Source organism: Flindersiella endophytica (genome assembly GCF_054779015.1).
On the sequence record NZ_BAAGYY010000043.1, the window covers coordinates 136091 to 151876 of the forward strand.

Below are 15786 nucleotides of genomic sequence, written 5' to 3' on the forward strand. Positions count from 1 at the left end.
ACCAACTCACCCGCATCGTCACCGCAGTCCGGTCAGCCTCGGCCAAGGCACACCTCGAACGGAGCACATCATGAACGACCTGTCCAACACGACCGCCCTTGTCATCGGCGCCAGCCGCGGCCTGGGCCATGGAATCGCCGCATCTCTTGCCGAGGCCGGCGCCTCGGTCGTCGCCGTCTCCCGCACCCCCACCACGTTCCCCGAACCGGCCACCAGGACCGGCAGCATCCAAACCCAGATCGCTGACGCCGCAGACCCAACCGTGCCCGCCAGCCTCCTCGATCGCTTCCAGCCACGAAACCTCTTCCTGGTCGCAGGCGCCAGCCCTCACATGCGACCACTGCACCACCAGACCTGGGAGACGTTCTCCGTCAACTGGGAAAGCGACGTACGAATCACCTTCCAGTGGCTGCGCGAAGCACTGCTCACGCCCCTCCGACCCGGCAGCCGGGTGATCGTGTTCAGCAGCGGCGCCGCGCTCAACGGTTCACCGCTCAGCGGTGGGTACGCCGGCGCCAACGCCACGCAGCTCTTCCTCACCAGATATGCCCAGGAGGAAGCCAACCGCGCCCACCTGGACCTCAAGTTCACCGCCGTTCTACCCGCGTTGACACCGGGCCACAGCGGACCCGCCGCACCCACGACCGGTGTCGGAGTGCCGGCAACCCAGGCCTACGCCGAACGCGCCGGTCGAACACTGGACGAGTTCATTCAGCAGATGGGCCCACTACTCACCCCCGAGATCGCCGGTGCCTCCATGGCTGAGCTAGCACAGACCGAACCCGCCAACCTCGCCCCTCGCTACCTGCTGACCGCCAACGGCCTACAAGAACTACCCTGACCCAGCGACGCTGGACTCTTCCAGTCTCGGCGAGTATTTGCGGATCGGGCCAGTGGGCGTACCGCGGTGCCGAGCCAGTGGACCACGCCCTCCAAGGGCACAGGTACGCGAACATCGTCGAAGAGGCGTCAGCCGTGCTGGCGGCGCCGAACCGCTGCAGCGATCCGCTCAATGCGACGCACCTATGGTGACGGCAAGACAGCCAGCTCGGCCACGTAGGCGTCGGGAGGCGCCATCAGGGCCCATACGACCATGCGGGCAAGCGTTCCGGGCTGGATGCAGAGTCCCGGGTCGTACTCCCTGCCGAATGCGACCCGGATGGTTTGGAGCCGTTCGGTGGCCGTTGCGCCCGGATAGATCGTGGTGACCCGGACTCCGTTGACCCTTTCTTCGGCACGGAGCGAGTCGGCAAGTTCGTGCAAGGCTGCCTTGCTGGCAACAAAGGCCGACCATCGAGGAACGGCCCGCATCCATGGGCTGGCATTGACGAAAATGACATGGCCGCCGGAGCGGCGCAGCGCGGGAAGCATCACCCGTTACGACTTGCCGGAACGGATGCCTCCAGGCATGACTTCACGCTGGAAGGCTCCGGCCCGGATGCACAACCGCCAGGTGCGGTCCCAGCGAACTGTCGATGAGTGCCGTCATCCAGTCTTTGCCTTCCGGGTTGGTTGTATCTCTTGTGTGCCCTTCCAAGGCAGGTACGAGTGCTGGCCGACACCATGCCCTGCTGTGACAGGTCCAGTGTGACCATCGCCCAGGGCGCCTCGAGCTGCCCACATTCCATGACGGCTGGTACCGGTGATGCAATACGCAGCCGTTGCAGCGCCACGATCAGCGAGGGTCTGCGTGCTCATCCGGCCTCAACCAGGAGCCCGAAGGTTTTCTTGATGCCGGCGGCACCGCCGGGTGTGATCCGAAGTGCTCGGCTATCGGGTCGCTGCTCGACCCAGCCTGCGTTCAGGACGTGGTCGCGCAGAGCGAGGCCGAGTTGCCCGGCAAGGTGGTGGCGGGTCTCAGTCCAGTCGACGCAGTAGCGAATCAGTGGGCGGCGGCCGCCGGGAAGGCGGACGCCCACGTGGTCGAGGAACTGCCGCCCGCCGCTGGTGAGCTGGTAGTCGACGTCGCGACCGTAGGACGTCTGGCGATCGGCGTCGGGGCCGTCGGGGTCGAAGCGGCCGTCGCCGCCGTGCAGGAAGCCGCGATCGATCATGGTCTGCATGAGCCCTACGCCAAGCCGGCCGGCCAGGTGGTCGTAGCAGGACCTCGCCCGGCGTAGCTGGGAGGCGCGGGTGCTGGCACGAAGCGAGGTGATCGGTTCGGGCGGGGCGAACTCCATCAGCCGCTCGAGGACGTCGGCCACCGCGGGTCCGGTCAGCCTGTAGCGGCGGCTCTTGCCTGTGGCGCGTACCGCGATCAGCCCGCCTTCAGTGAGCTTCTTCAGGTGGGCGCTGGCTGTCGGACGGCTGACGCCGGCCTCTTCGGCCAGCAGGCTGGCAGACAGCTCGCGCCCGGGGGTCAGGGCGATCAGGATCCGGCTCCGAGCCCGGTCGGCGATCAGTTCGGCCACTCGCGACAGGTCGGCGTCCCCACTCATGGTCGATCCTCTCCAGAGGCCGGGTGATGTGCTATTGCCGCGACGGTACTCAGGAGTCCGGCCGCACACACTACTGCGGCAACGCCCAGCGCGACGGCGAAGCCCGTGCGCGCCCCGCCGGCATTGAGCACCGCCCCGAGCAGCGCCACGCCGATGGCCCCGCCGATCTGGCGGGCAGTGTTGAATGAGCCACTGGCCAGGCCAGTGTGCTGGGCGGGTGAGGCGCTCACCGCGACCGAGGTCATAGCAGGCACCGCGAAGCAGCACAGGCCGATCACCGACAGCCCGGCCACGATCAGCGGCGCCGAGCCGGCCAGTCCACCAGCCGTGGCAACGATCGCGCCGAGGCCGGCACATGTGAAGCCAAGCAACATCGGTCGGCGCGGGCCCTTCGCGGCGGCGAGCAACCCACCGCTGATCGCCCCGATGCCGACCAGCACTGCCATCGGCAGCACCGCGAGCCCGCCCTTCAGCGCCGAGAAGCCGTAGGCCGATTGGAGCGTCAACGACACACACAGCAGGGTGCCGTACATCGCAAAGTTGAAGAAGAACCCGGTCAGCAACGACCAGCGAAATGCGACAGACCCGGTGAGGCCGGACGGGACGAGCGGATCGGCGCCGCGTCGCTCGGAGCGGACGAACAACCAGCTAGCCACGACCCCGAGCGCCAGTGCACCGGCCGCTGGAGTCACGCGGCGCTCACCAGCTTCAATGATGCCGGCGGTGAGCGAGGCCAGGGCAACCGTGCCCAACATGGTCCCGATCGGGTGGATCCGGCGCGGTCGCGGTCGTTCGCGGGGCCCGAGCACCGCGACCGCGCCGCCGACCACTGCCGCAACAGGAAGGTTGATCCAGAAGATCGCCGGCCAGTTGGCCACCGTGATGAGCAGCCCGCCCAGCAGCGGTCCGGAAGCGAAGCCGAGAGTGGCGATCCCGCCCCATACCCCAAGAGCTCGTGACCGCTCGCGGGGCTCGGGGTAGAGCTCGGTGATCATCGCCAGCGACGCCGGGAGCATCACCGCAGCACCGATACCCTGGACCGCCCGGGCGCCGATCAGCACCGGCCAGTCGCCGGCCAGCGCGGCCATCGCCGAGGCCAGCCCGAACAGTACGAACCCCACCACACAGGTACGACGGTGACCGTGCCGATCACCGAGCGCCCCCGCGGCCAGCATGCAGGCTGCAAACGGGACGGCGTACCCATCCACTGCCCATTGGGCCGCACTCACCCCACCACCGAGGTCCGCACGCAGCGTCTGCAAGGCTACGTTGACGATCGTCGCGTCCAACTGCACCAGCGCGAACGTCAGAGACAGTGCGACCAACGCGCTCGTCCGGCGCCGGCGCTCGGCTTTGGTCAGGTCCAGGGTCTGCTCAGCGAGGTCTATAGACGTCATTCCTCGATCATGGGGCACAGATGATTCGATACAGAACGAATCGAAACCGCTGCCCGAGCCTGGGAGCACTCGTCGCAGAAGCAGGCCGCTGCATGCGGGCTTCGCTGCTGTCATCGTGGAATTCCGAGCGCGTGTGTGGATCGTACTGTCACGCGACAGGATGCAACGGGATGGCTGGGTTCTAGGTCACCACGAAGTTCCCCATCATGGCCATGTCTTCGTGTTCGAGGTTGTGGCAGTGGAACACGTACTTCCCGCGGTACCCGTCGAACCGGATGGCGATGGCCGCCTCTTCGGCCGGGCGCAGGTCGATCGTGTCCTTCCAGCCGGCGTCGAACGGCCCTGGGCCACTGAGTCCGCGTGAGAGTACTTGGAACGGGTTCAGGTGCAGGTGCACGGGATGGTGGAAGTCGGTCATCAGCCGCCACACCTCCACGGTGCCGAGCGAGGGCCGGGCGGCCACGGCGTCCATGCTGAACGGAACACCGTTGATCCGCCAGCCGCCCTTTCCGGCGAACTCGAAGCGCATGGTTCGTGTCACGGCCGGCGGGCCTGGTGGCTGGACGCTGCTCAGCTGATCGGGTAGGTGGAACCGGTCCGGCGCCCGCGCGCCGACATGGAAGCGCAGCACCTCACCCATGCGGCCCTCCCCGAAATCGTTGACCAGTGTGACGGCCGTACCCGGCGGGTAGGCGGCGAAGTCCACGATCGCGTCGAGGCGCTGCGCCGGTGCGAGCTCGAAGTGCTCGTGCCGCAGTGGAGCGGCGAGCAGGCCACCGTCGGTGCCGATCTGGGTCAGCGGGCCGCCGGGGTCGAGCCGCAGGTCGAGGCGGCGGGCGTTGCAGGCGTTCAGGATCCGCAGACGATACTGGGCACCTTCGACCTTCGCGACCGGCCACGGCGCCCCGTTGACCAGCATGACGTCGCCGAGCACCCCGGCCAGGTACGAATCGGTGACGCCCGGTGTCACCAACGTCGGGTCGAGGCTGGGGTACTGGAGCGCTCCGTCGGCGTCGAAGCTGCGGTCGGTGATCATCAGTGGTAGCTCCCGGGCGCCCGACGGCAAGCCGAGGGCGTCCTCCTCCTCATCCCGCACCAGGTGGAAGCCGGCCAGGCCTCGCCACACGCTCGGTCCGGTGAAGTCCATCCGATGGTCGTGGTACCACAGCGTCGCGGCTCGCTGGTCGAGCGGATACGTGCAGTCCGCCGTGGACATCGGAGCCCGCAGATCGCACGGGTAGCCGTCGCTGCCGGGCGGTGTCCGGCCGCCGTGCAGGTGCACGACCGTGGGCACGGGCAGCAGGTTTCGGTGTCGGACGACGCTGGTGCGCCCACGGCGGGAAACGATCGTGGGACCAGGAAAGATTCCGTTGTAACCCCAGATCTCAGTCCGCACACCAGGCAGCAGGGAGGCCTTCGCCCTGGTCTGGGTGATCTCGTAGTAGTCGGTGTCGGCGTCGCGGCGCACCGGGTTCAGCACCGGCGGAACCGGCAGCGGGACGGCAAACCCGGGCGGCAGCCGAAGCCGACTGGTCAGGACAGCACCGGTGCTCGCCGAACCGCTCGCGCCGAGCGCGAACGGGATGCCGACTCCGAAACCGACACCCACGGCCACACCGGCGCGGAGGAAGCCACGACGGCTCAACTCGTTCATGGCCGCCACGCCCAGACCGCCAGAGCCGCCGCCAGCAGGATCGTGGCGACGCCGAGGGGTATGTGCGCCGTGATCACCCGCGCGAAACCCAGCGTGATCTGCAACGCGACCAGGCCGAAGATACCGAGGCACCCCGCGATCGGCCACCACGGTCCACGACCGGGCCACCGCACCAGCACGGCAGCCACCGCAGACACCAGCACCGAGATCCCCGCGTAGGTCGCGTTCTCGCGGTGGGTGTGGAGCGAGTCGTAGCTGCCCGCGAGGAACTGGCCGGCGAAGATGGCCTGGTCGAACAGCATCACCGCGCTCACGAGCATGGTGACCCGGAACACCCACTGCGGCCATCGCGGTCGCACTATCGCCGGGGCACGCGTGGTTTCGGTCGTCAAGGAACTCCCCCTCAAGAGATAGATTCAAATGAATCGGATTCACATGAACCTAACATAGGATGGTGACCGATGCCGCCAGCACGTGCACCGATCCAGCTCGGCCTGCTGCTGCGCCAGTCCCACCGGCGCGCAGCGGGTGCGCTCAACGACGCCCTCGCACCACTCGGCCTGACCGGCAAGCACTTCGGCGTGCTGCTGCTGATCCACCGCGACGGCGTCTCGACCCAACGCGACCTGATCCAGGAAACCGGCAGCGACAAGGCCGGCATGGTCCGGACGGTCGAAGACCTCGAAAAGCTCGGCTACCTGACACGCACACGATCCACAACAGACAAGCGAGTCGCCGACCTAACCCTCACCCGCGCCGGCGAGGAAGCCTTCGCCACCGCCCGGCAACTGGCAGGAAAAACGGCACGAGAGCTGTTCGGGATGTTCAGCGCGGCGGAAATCGAAAAACTCGAAGAACTGCTCACCCGATTCCTGGCGGACGACAGCGCTTTGACCGAACAGCGAGCCGCGCGCTGATCGCGCCCCACGTCGCTAACCCGACTCACCGTCCAACCGGGTCGGATCCGCGATCGCGAACCGCCCCGCGCAAGACACCGGATCGCCGCCGATCAGCTGGTCCACGACCTGATTCCCAAGCCCCAGCCTGCTCGCCAAACCCAGGTCGCGGACGCCCGCGTACACAGGCGGTTCAGCCCCAGCAGCACGACCTCGATCACGTTGTCCGCTGCCGGGCGTAGGCCATCTCGTAGTCATAACTGCCGTTGGTTTCACCCACACCCCAAGTCTGACCGCACGTCAGGTCCCACGTCAGCGAGCGCGCCAGCTTGGCGCCAGCACCGCGCCAGGGTGCGTGACGAGGATATGTTGATACGCCACCGCCCGCCTTCGTACGCAACGGGCACCGGGGGCCGGTTCCGCAGCTGAGGGGCGCCTACGCATCTAGGGCCTGAGCCGGACCGTCGAGGCGTATGGATCGCTTGCCGCTCTGGCGAGTGGAGACTGCGGTATCGAGCCAAGGGGAAGGTTTGATCTTGCGTTCTACGGAAGCGGGACTGACTGCAGGCGTCCGGTTCAGTGTGCTGGGGAACGTCGAGGTACACGATCGGGATCGGCTGGTGCGAATCTCAACCGGCAGGGTCCGGACGTTACTGGCTGGGCTACTCGTACATGCCAATCGTGTCGTGCCGGTGGAGGATCTGGCGGAGATCATGTGGGGCGATCGCCCGCCGCAATGCGTTCGGCCGGCGGTACAACTCAACGTCGTCCGGCTACGGCGGGCGCTGGGAGGCTCGGCGTGCGACGTACGAACTCGACCTAACGGCTACCTGGTCGAGCTGGGCTCGAGTCGCCTCGATCTCCTGGATTTCCGCAGGCTGGTTTCTGAGGGGCGCACGTCGTCGGACTTGCGGACGCGTTCTGAGCTGCTTCGGAACGCACTGGGCAGGTGGCGCGGCAGGCCACTGTCCGACATCGCCTCAGACGTGCTCCAGCGTGATGTCGTGCCGTCTCTGGTCGACGAGTACCTGGCCGCTTGCGGGCAATGGGCAGAGGTCGAGTTGGACATGGGGAACCACGCGGACGTCATTCCCTTCCTGCGTAAGGTAACGCGAGAACATCCAGGAAACGAACACGTGTGGGGCCAGCTGATGCTGGCTCTCTATCGCGCGGGTCGGCAAGCTGACGCGCTGGAGACCTATCGATCCCTTTATCGATACCTGGACGACACTCTGGGTCTGGCACCGAGTGCGCCGCTCCGTCACCTTCATGAAGAGATCCTTCGGGGCGGCGTCACGCATGACTACTCGTCGGCCAGGATGGCCACGGTCCTGCGAAGCGGAACGTGAGGCGATCCGGTACGACCCGTGCCCCATGCCCGTGCCCCCTGCCGGTGAAGCTGATCTGAAGCCGATGTGAACGTGCCGGCGTATCTACTGGCAACGTGATCGGACGTCGACGTCAGAGCCTGGGTGGCCTGCGCCCACGCATCATCGTCCAGCATCTGCGCAGCGCGGTCGTACTCGCCTGGCGAGCCGGGCCGGTCGCAGTGGCGTCCCAGGTGGTGCTGACCATTGTCGCTGGGATCGTTCCCGTCCTGGCCGCGTGGTTGACGAAGCTCGTTCTGGACCGCCTCGCCACGCCGGGCGCGCAGAGCGACATCGTCGTCCTGGCGGTGATGCTGGCCGGCGCAGGTGTCCTCGCCGTGGCCGTGCCCCAGGTGAAGCAATACGCACAGGCGGAGCTGAACCGCTCCGTCGCCCTGACCGCCAGCGGCAACATGTTCTCGGCGCTGAACCGGCTGATCGGGCTTGCCCGGTTCGAGGATCCGCACTTCCGCGACCGCCTCCAACTCGCCCAGCAGTCCGGCCGGACCGGCCCGACTCTCCTGCTCGGCACGGCTCTTGGCATCGGCCAGAGCGCCATTACGCTGGCGGGCTTCGTCGGTACGCTGCTGGCAACGGGGCCCTGGATGGCGGCAACCGTCGCGTTGGCCGCAGTGCCGACGCTTCGGGCCGAGCTCGCGCTCAGCCGGCGTCGTGCGCAGATGATGTGGGATACCAGCCCCGCCGCGCGTCGCGAGATCTTCTACTCGCGCCTTCTGACCGACACGCAAGCGGCCAAGGAAGTTCGGTTGTTCGGCCTTGGTGCGTTCTTCCGGAGTCGGATGCTGCGGGAACTGAGCACGATGCAGGCGGCTGACCGTCGCATCGACCAGCGGGAGCTGGCCGTTCAGGGCCTACTCGGGTTGATGGGTGCGGTCGTGGCGGGTGCGGGTCTGGTCTGGGCGATCAACGCTGCCAGGTCCGGCCGGCTCACCATCGGGGACGTGTCGGTGTTCGTCGCCGCGGTGGCGGGAACGCAGGCCAGCCTCAGTTCCATCGTTCGCGGGACGGCGACTGTTCATCAAGCATTGCTCACGTTCGACCACTACCAGGCGATCGTGACCGCCGCGCCGGACCTGCCGACCCACCCAGAGCCGGCCTCCGTGCGCCCACTCAGCCACGGCATCGAGCTTCGTGACGTCTGGTTCCGCTACAGCGACGAGCATCCGTGGGTCTTGCGTGGTGTGAACCTGACGATTCCCAGCGGCACCGCCGTTGCCCTGGTAGGGCTCAACGGCGCGGGCAAGAGCACGCTGGTGAAGTTGCTGTGCAGGTTCTACGATCCGACCCGCGGCTCGGTCCGGTGGGACGGCGTCGACCTTCGAGAGCTCGACGTCGAGCAGGTGCGCAGGCGGGTCGGTGCCGCTTTCCAGGACTTCATGGCCTATGACCTCACCGCCCGCGAGAACATCGGTGTGGGCGACCTGTCCACACTGGACGAGAAGGACCTCGACCGGATCAGGTCCGCCGCGCGGGTCGCCCGGATCGACGAGGCGATCACCGGTCTCCCCCGTGGGTACGAGACGATGCTGACCCGAGTGTTCTTCCAGCACGCCGAGCGCGAGCGGGAAGATCCGGAGGTCGGAGTGTTCCTGTCCGGCGGCCAGTGGCAACGCGTCGGCCTGGCCCGGGCGTTTCTGCGTGGCGACACCGACGTGCTGATCCTCGACGAACCGAGCTCTGGACTGGACGCCGAGGCCGAGGCCGAGATTCACGCCCAGCTGCGACAGCACAGGGCGGGGCGGACCAGCGTCCTCATCTCGCACCGGCTGAGCGCGGTGCGCGACGCGGATGTCATCGCTGTGCTCGCCGACGGCGAGATCGCCGAACAGGGCAGCCACGACGAGCTGCTGGCGGCCGGCGGGCGCTACGCGCGCCTGTTCAATCTCCAGGCGAAGGGCTATCGCGCCGACATCGACATCGACGTCGAGGACATCGGAGTGGCCGCATCGTAGAGGTTTCTATCGGGCAACCGCGGCGAGGTCGTCGAAGCGTACGACGAACAACGCGCCAACCCCGGCAACCGACAGCGCCAGTACGACACCGGGCCAGCTCAACCGCTCCAGGCCGTCCGCAACCGTGGCGCCGGCCGCACCGCCGAGGCACAAGCCGATCAGGATCGTGTTCCGGACCAGATGCGCGGCGCTCAACTTCGTGGTGGAGGCACCGAAGCAACGGCACGTCGCGGTCCGTCCGAGCCGAAGTGCCAGCGCGATACCGGTGGTGAATGCAGCCAACAGTGCCGCGCCGACGACGAACCCGATCGTTGTCGCCGTCCTCCACGGCAACGCCAGTAGCAGCAGGACGGCAGCCTCACCGGCGACCGTCCCCGCCGCGGCCACGACCGACCAACGACGGGGTAGCACGCGCCAGTCAACGACCGATTCGCGGAAGTCGGCGTACGCCGTTCTGCTACGAACCTTGCCGGCCAGCGCTACGACGAAGACTGCGGCCAGCATGACACGGGAAGCCAACAGCAGATAACTCATGGAGGGCTCACCTGGCCGGCAGGTGGGTGACCTTGGCCGGCGAACGCAGCTCCTCCATCGACACCGCGGCGTCTACGACGGCTCCGTCGGTGTCGAGCCGCACGAAGGTCGGGAACGCGCCGATGTTCAGCGCCTGGCGTACCTCGCTGCTCGTGGGGTCGAGCACCACATCGACAACTCCGTCGAACATCCGGATCAGATCCTCTGTCTCAGCGTCGGATCCGGAAACGGCGACCAGCGCCAGCGCCTTGCCTTCGCCGAGGGCCCGGGCCTCGTCGAGAAACCGCGGTGCCTGCTCGTGGCACGGCCCGCAGTTGGGGCGGAAGAATCCCAGCAACTCCAAGCCGCCGGCCACGCCCTCTCGGCCGACGGCCGCACCCCGCATGGTCTGCGTGGAGAACTCGGGCAGCTTCTGGCCCAGTAGCTGGTCCCGGTCGAAGCCGAGGAAACCTTCGTTGAAGTCGGGCAGGCGGCCGAGTTTCTCCGAGTGCTCGCGCAACCGGCGCAACACCGCGAACGTCAGGAGCAGATCGATGGCGCAGAGAAGGCCAACCAGCGAAACTGCGACAGCGAGGATGGACATCGAAACGTCAACTCCTTCAGGCGAATGGTGGGGTGTGACGACCTCCTTCGACGGCGCTGTGGCGCGGACCGGACGAAGCTGGCCCGCGCCACCAGGGCGCCAGCGCCGCCAGGACCTACACGCAGCAGTTCCCGCCGATGAAGAAGCACGGAGTACAGGAACCGCTGTTGTCGCAGTACTTCTCGATCCATGAGCACGGGTACGAGCTGCCTGGCGGTGGCGAGCCGATGTCACCGCAGTAGCAGCGCCTGTACCCCGCCGCCGGTATCGCGGCCGAGCCTTGGTAAGCCGTGGCCTTCGTCTTCGGCACGAGTCGCTCCAGCAGGCGATCACCGAGGCTGGTGATGACACCTCTCATGTCCCACTCTCCTTTCGAATTGCCGGCACCAGCCAGAAATCAGAATCCGACCGGCGTCTCCAGTCATCTTCAATCCTGCGTGGCGGTGCCTTCAGTTCTGCTTCACTTCGGCTTCGGCCGGTCCAGCCGGCGCATCACCACACCGAGAAGGTCGGCGGCGAGGTAGAAGCCGCGCTGGCGCGAGTCCGTGCTCACCGCACCGTCGCCGAGTACGACCAGTGCCCCTGGTGGGACACACTCGGCGTCTCCCACCTGCGTCACACTTGGCGGAACCGGGTCGCCGGGCAGGGCGACCGCACGCTTGATGTTCCACGGACGATGATCGACGGGCGCGTCACCGGCGTACACGCGATGGACGCCGTCCAGCGGCGGCGGCTCGAGCACGACCAACTGGCCTCGACGTACCCGCGCGATGCCACGCCGGTGCACCAGCACGCGATCGCCGGGGAACAGCGTCGGCTCCATGCTCGAGCCTTCCACTGTCACCAGTACGAGCCGGCGGCGTGCCCACAAACCAGTTCCAACGGCGAGCGCGAGGATGCCGAGACCAGCGGTCCCTATCCAGATCAACCCATCCACTTGCGTGCCTCGCTACCTGACCCCGATCAGGGGCAGGGGCAGCGGCAGGAGCCACACGAGGGTGGATGGCCAGGGTTGTCACAGCAGGTCTTGTAGCAGTCCACGATCGTGCCGTCCGGGCACAGGGCGGTCAGGCACTGCACCGGCAAGCACGTCTGAGTGGACGCGGCCGCCTGAACACGGGGCACCAGCCTGGCCAGCAGGCGGTCGCCCAGCCTGATCACGACACCTTTCATGATCACCCCTCTCTCGATCGCCGGCACCGTCGGGAACCCGGTCCGGCCTCACCAGTACCTCCAATCGTCCGGTGCGATGCCTTCAGTCCGGCTTCACTTTGGCTTCGTCCGCCACTGGCGTCAGTCGTCCTCGGGAGGCGTCTTTCTCGGGTCCGGCCCGGGATCCGAGCCGTCGCATGTCGGCGGCGGGTTGGGCAGGTCACACTTCTTCTGCGGGTCGTCCGACGGCTCGGGCCCATCCGAGATCGTCAGCGTGATCACGCTCCCGGCGCTCGCCCGGTGGGCCGGCCACTGCTTGATCACCGTGCCCTTGGGCTCCGAGGAGTACTCGGAGTCTCCGAACGCGACACTGAAGCCTGCATCCCTCAGGACGTTCCTGGCGTGCCATCGGCCCATCCCGACGACCTGTGGGACGTCGATCTTCACGCCTTCGATCACCTTCGGGTCGGGCTCGGTGAAGTCCGGGCTCTCGACGCCCTTGAGCGCGCCCTCCATCGCCGCCTTCCAGATCGGACCGGACAGGCGGCCACCCCAGACCTCGTTCCTTCCAACCTGCTCGCCGCCGATGCGTTGTCCGATCAGGGTGCGCAGCCTCGGGTGTGCGTCCGCGATCGTCGCGAACGCGGCGAGGTTCGAGGTGTAGCCGGCGAACGACACCACCTTGCGGGCGGAGTTCGTCCCCGTCTTGCCCGCTGCCTGGCGGCCGTCCAAGTGCATCGCCTTGGCCGTACGGCTTGGGTCGTCGCCGTCGATGACCTGACGCAGGACGTAGTTGACGCCATCGGCGACGTCCTGCGGGATGACCTGCTCGCAGTCCGCACCGGCGATCGGCAGCTTGGCACCTCTGCGATCGCGCACGTCGATCAGCGGCGTCGCGTCGCAGTGCTTGCCACGTGCGGCGAACGTCGCATACGCCTCGGCCATCGAAAGGGGTGTCACCTCGTTGACGCCGAGCACGAACGACTGCACCTGCTCCAGTGGTGCGCCGTCTCCGCGCTGCACGCCGGCCGCGGTCGCCATCTTGAACGGTTCGCAAACGCCGGTGCGCGCCTCGAGTTCGGCGTAGAACGTGTTCACCGAACGCGTCGTACCGCTCACGATCGTACTGGTCGAGCCCTCAGCTTTCGTGGAGTTGACCACCGGCGCCGGCTCGTTGGTCCGATGCTGCCCCTTGCAGGTCTTGATGCTGGTCGGGAAGTACGCGCGCTCCGGAGACGGCAGCCGGGCATCGAGTGAGATTCCCTGTTTGATCGCCGCCGCCATCACGAACGGTTTGAACGTCGAACCGGGCTGGTAGCCGAGACCGCCGTGGCTCTTGCGGCCGACGTTGTAGTTGATGAACGTCTCACCTTTCTTGGCGCTGCTGCCCCTCGGCATCGGGCGGGACTGCGCCATCGCCTTGAGGTGTCCGGTGCCGGGCTCGACCATCGAGATCGCGGCGACCGCGTTGTCGGTCGGGTGAACTGCCTTCCGGATCGCGGCCTCGGCCGCCTTCTGCGCCTTCCGGTCGAGAGTCGTACGAATCGTCAGGCCGCCCCCGTAGAGCCGCTTGCGGCGCTCGTCGCGGGTGTTCCCGAGCGCGGGCTCGGCAAGCAGGAGGCTTTCGGCATAGTCGCAGAAGAACTGCGGGCTGCTGTTGGCGCAGCCGTTGGGTGTCTCGGTGAGCCTCAGGCCAAGCGGCTGCTTCATCGCGGCCCGAGCTTCGGCCTCGGGGACCGCCTTGGTCTCATACATCCGCGAGAGCACGAGATCGCGGCGGGTGTGCACCGCCTCCTCGTTCTTCTCGGCGTCGAGGGAGACCGGGTCGCGGACGAGACCTGCGATCATCGCAGCCTGGGGAAGGGTGAGGTCCTTGGCGGGGACGCTGAAGTAGTGTTTGGCCGCCGCCTCGATGCCGTACACCCCGTCCCCGAAGTAGACGATGTTGAGGTAGCCGAGCAGGATGTCGTCCTTGGACAGCTGTTTCTCGACCTCGACGGCGTAGCGCAACTCCTGCAGCTTGCGTCCGTAGGAGTCCTCCAGTGCCTTCTGGTGCTCCTCCGCCGAATCGGCGCTCTCGGCGAGAACTTGCTTGACGTACTGCTGGGTGATGCTGGACCCACCCTGGGTCGTCTGGCCGGCCTGGTTGTTGCGGACGAAGGCGCGGGCGGCACCTTGTGCGTCCATCGGGCCGTGCTGGTAGAACCGGGAGTCCTCGATGGCGATGAGCGCCTTGCGCATCACGGGTGCGATATCGTCCAGACTTGCCAGATTGACCCGATTCTGGTCGAAGAACGTCGCGATCACATTGCCGTCGGCATCCAGCATCCGGCTGCGCTCCGGCGGATCGAGCTTCGGCAGCTCCGAAGGCAACGTGTAGAACGAGCTGGTGGCCGACTGCATACCCAGGCCGGCCATACCCGCGAACGGAACCGTCAGCCCTGCGACCAGCAGACCGACCAGAACACTTACCACCAAGAACAGGAAGAGGTCCCTGCCAACTCCCCAGACAGTGACCCGATGTCCGCTCATCCGCTTCCGTCGGCGGGCCCTCCCGATTCCTGCCGGCATTACGACACGCACAGATGCCCCCCTCGAGCTCGTCTGATCTCACACGTAAGGACACCCTGATCGGCCAATAACGTTGCATGCGTTCAGGCGGAAAATTACGACCCGGGGCGTCCAGTGCGCGGGTTCAGGCTTGCTCGACCAGGTAGATCGAGTCGATCTCGGCATAGCACGTGTCGTGCGTGAAGCGGATCGTGTTCGTGCTGCCGGTCAGTGGCAGATCGAGGCTGGTGATCGTCCAGTTCTCCCAGCCGTACGGTGCGTACGTCATCGTCAGCGGGGTGCGACCGTTGACCGCTACCTTGTGGGTGCAGGTCCTACCCATGCCGTTACCGCCGCGGACGAACATCCGGTACGTCGCGGACTCGGGCAGGTCGATCCTGAACTGCAGATAGCTGTCGTTGAGGTCGATCTTCCCGACCTTGCGGTATTCCGAGGCGTTCGGCGTGTTGAGCACACTCGCGTGGTTCAGGGTGGTGTGCGAGGGATCCTCGGCTTCGTATCGTCGCGGCCGGGACGAGGTGAGCGCGGCGTACCACCCAACCGCCAGCTTCGCGTTGCCGCTGTGGGTCAGGTGGTAGAAGTCGCCGTTCGGGTCGTTGCGGACGTCCGACAGCTGGAGCGCCGCGGCGTTGTCGACGAGGTAGACCGGGTCGCCACGGTCGAACCGTTCGGCGACAACGCCGGGAATCGCCGCGTTGAACGCGTTCGCGCGGGCCTGCACATCCGCCTTGTTCACCGGGCCGACCGTCGAAACGTAGATCTTCGTGCCATGCCGGGTATCGAGGATCTGGTCGATCAGCGCACCGAGCCGGGCCGGCGCGGTCGACAGCTGATAGTTCTGCAAAACGTCGTTGGCTCCCGCATGCAGCAACACGATGTCGGGCTGCGCCGCGGTGACCCATCCCACGACCTCCGCGGCCATCTGGTCGATCCGGTAGCCGCCGTGCCCCTCGTGATCCGGATCGCCGATCGGCGTTCTGGTATCCGTCATCGAGCCCACGAAGTCGACCGGCCAGCCTTCGGCGACCAGCAGTTGCCACAGGTCTACCCGAAACCCGCCCGGAGTGCTGCCGGCAACGGTGGAAGAACCCATCGGCATCACGCGGACGGGTTGCTCGGCACCGGAGTCGGCCACGGCCGCGACCGAACTCCCACCAGCGGTGAGTCCGGCGAGCATTCCCGACAGAACTACTGCGATCGCGGCAGGTCCGAACATGTGGC

15 protein-coding genes are annotated in these 15786 nt (G+C 67.0%); 4 read left to right on the forward strand and 11 right to left on the reverse strand.

The features are described 5' to 3' along the window. Positions 1-70 precede the first annotated feature (70 nt). On the forward strand, positions 71-841 hold the full coding sequence (locus tag ACYVF6_RS43870; protein WP_460532269.1) for an SDR family NAD(P)-dependent oxidoreductase: 771 nt from the start codon (positions 71-73) through the stop codon (positions 839-841). Positions 842-1023: 182 nt separating this feature from the next. Here the strand turns inward: ACYVF6_RS43870 and ACYVF6_RS43875 are convergent, their stop codons facing one another. From ACYVF6_RS43875 to ACYVF6_RS43895, 5 genes are all read right to left on the reverse strand, one after another. After that, positions 1024-1371: an SDR family NAD(P)-dependent oxidoreductase gene (locus tag ACYVF6_RS43875; protein ID WP_460532271.1), complete on the reverse strand. Its 348-nt coding sequence runs from the start codon at positions 1369-1371 to the stop codon at positions 1024-1026. A 323-nt stretch (positions 1372-1694) separates the two neighbouring features. Then, positions 1695-2438, reverse strand: coding sequence for an ArsR/SmtB family transcription factor (locus tag ACYVF6_RS43880; RefSeq protein ID WP_460532275.1), 744 nt, complete (start codon positions 2436-2438; stop codon positions 1695-1697). After that, positions 2435-3949, reverse strand: a complete 1515-nt coding sequence (locus tag ACYVF6_RS43885; RefSeq protein ID WP_460532278.1) for an MFS transporter — start codon at positions 3947-3949, stop codon at positions 2435-2437. Before ACYVF6_RS43885 ends, ACYVF6_RS43880 begins: the two co-directional genes overlap by 4 nt. Positions 3950-4016: 67 nt before the next feature. Continuing rightward, positions 4017-5489: a multicopper oxidase family protein gene (locus ACYVF6_RS43890; RefSeq protein ID WP_460532281.1), complete on the reverse strand. Its 1473-nt coding sequence runs from the start codon at positions 5487-5489 to the stop codon at positions 4017-4019. Then, positions 5486-5848: a hypothetical protein gene (locus ACYVF6_RS43895; RefSeq protein ID WP_460532284.1), complete on the reverse strand. Its 363-nt coding sequence runs from the start codon at positions 5846-5848 to the stop codon at positions 5486-5488. The genes ACYVF6_RS43890 and ACYVF6_RS43895 overlap by 4 nt, the downstream gene beginning before the upstream one ends. 102 nt (positions 5849-5950) lie before the next feature. On the opposite strand from ACYVF6_RS43895, the gene ACYVF6_RS43900 reads away from it, so the two are divergent. The 3 genes from ACYVF6_RS43900 to ACYVF6_RS43910 all read left to right on the forward strand — a co-directional run bounded on the left by ACYVF6_RS43900 (position 5951) and on the right by ACYVF6_RS43910 (position 9725). Continuing rightward, positions 5951-6406, forward strand: a complete 456-nt coding sequence (locus ACYVF6_RS43900; protein WP_460532287.1) for a MarR family winged helix-turn-helix transcriptional regulator — start codon at positions 5951-5953, stop codon at positions 6404-6406. Positions 6407-7077: 671 nt separating this feature from the next. Then, a complete protein-coding gene (locus ACYVF6_RS43905) occupies positions 7078-7734 on the forward strand; it encodes an AfsR/SARP family transcriptional regulator (RefSeq protein ID WP_460532290.1) in 657 nt (218 codons plus the stop codon). Positions 7735-7829: 95 nt separating this feature from the next. After that, on the forward strand, positions 7830-9725 hold the full coding sequence (locus tag ACYVF6_RS43910; protein ID WP_460532293.1) for an ABC transporter ATP-binding protein: 1896 nt from the start codon (positions 7830-7832) through the stop codon (positions 9723-9725). Positions 9726-9731: 6 nt separating this feature from the next. Here the strand turns inward: ACYVF6_RS43910 and ACYVF6_RS43915 are convergent, their stop codons facing one another. From ACYVF6_RS43915 to ACYVF6_RS43940, 6 genes are all read right to left on the reverse strand, one after another. Beyond that, positions 9732-10259 carry a MauE/DoxX family redox-associated membrane protein gene (locus ACYVF6_RS43915; RefSeq protein ID WP_460532296.1) on the reverse strand — a complete coding sequence of 176 codons (528 nt, stop codon included), beginning with the start codon at positions 10257-10259 and terminating at the stop codon, positions 9732-9734. A 7-nt stretch (positions 10260-10266) separates the two neighbouring features. Next, positions 10267-10842, reverse strand: coding sequence for a TlpA family protein disulfide reductase (locus ACYVF6_RS43920; RefSeq protein WP_460532299.1), 576 nt, complete (start codon positions 10840-10842; stop codon positions 10267-10269). A gap of 115 nt (positions 10843-10957) precedes the next feature. Next, positions 10958-11200 carry a hypothetical protein gene (locus ACYVF6_RS43925; RefSeq protein WP_460532302.1) on the reverse strand — a complete coding sequence of 81 codons (243 nt, stop codon included), beginning with the start codon at positions 11198-11200 and terminating at the stop codon, positions 10958-10960. A 102-nt stretch (positions 11201-11302) separates the two neighbouring features. Continuing rightward, a complete protein-coding gene (locus ACYVF6_RS43930; RefSeq protein WP_460532305.1) occupies positions 11303-11779 on the reverse strand; it encodes a S26 family signal peptidase in 477 nt (158 codons plus the stop codon). A gap of 356 nt (positions 11780-12135) precedes the next feature. Next, positions 12136-14526 (reverse strand): transglycosylase domain-containing protein, encoded by a 2391-nt coding sequence (locus ACYVF6_RS43935; protein WP_460532308.1) that lies wholly within the window; start codon positions 14524-14526, stop codon positions 12136-12138. Positions 14527-14689: 163 nt separating this feature from the next. Beyond that, complete coding sequence (locus ACYVF6_RS43940; protein ID WP_460532311.1) at positions 14690-15781, reverse strand: GDSL-type esterase/lipase family protein; 1092 nt, start codon at positions 15779-15781, stop codon at positions 14690-14692. Positions 15782-15786 lie beyond the last annotated feature (5 nt).

Coding starts and splice junctions, on each gene's coding strand:
- ACYVF6_RS43870 (WP_460532269.1), top strand. CDS start 71: ATGAACGACCTGTCCAACACGACCGCCCTTGTCATCGGCGCCAGCCGC.
- ACYVF6_RS43875 (WP_460532271.1), bottom strand. CDS start 1,371: ATGCTTCCCGCGCTGCGCCGCTCCGGCGGCCATGTCATTTTCGTCAAT.
- ACYVF6_RS43880 (WP_460532275.1), bottom strand. CDS start 2,438: ATGAGTGGGGACGCCGACCTGTCGCGAGTGGCCGAACTGATCGCCGAC.
- ACYVF6_RS43885 (WP_460532278.1), bottom strand. CDS start 3,949: ATGACAGCAGCGAAGCCCGCATGCAGCGGCCTGCTTCTGCGACGAGTG.
- ACYVF6_RS43890 (WP_460532281.1), bottom strand. CDS start 5,489: ATGAACGAGTTGAGCCGTCGTGGCTTCCTCCGCGCCGGTGTGGCCGTG.
- ACYVF6_RS43900 (WP_460532287.1), top strand. CDS start 5,951: ATGCCGCCAGCACGTGCACCGATCCAGCTCGGCCTGCTGCTGCGCCAG.
- ACYVF6_RS43915 (WP_460532296.1), bottom strand. CDS start 10,259: ATGAGTTATCTGCTGTTGGCTTCCCGTGTCATGCTGGCCGCAGTCTTC.
- ACYVF6_RS43920 (WP_460532299.1), bottom strand. CDS start 10,842: ATGTCCATCCTCGCTGTCGCAGTTTCGCTGGTTGGCCTTCTCTGCGCC.
- ACYVF6_RS43925 (WP_460532302.1), bottom strand. CDS start 11,200: ATGAGAGGTGTCATCACCAGCCTCGGTGATCGCCTGCTGGAGCGACTC.
- ACYVF6_RS43935 (WP_460532308.1), bottom strand. CDS start 14,526: ATGAGCGGACATCGGGTCACTGTCTGGGGAGTTGGCAGGGACCTCTTC.
- ACYVF6_RS43940 (WP_460532311.1), bottom strand. CDS start 15,781: ATGTTCGGACCTGCCGCGATCGCAGTAGTTCTGTCGGGAATGCTCGCC.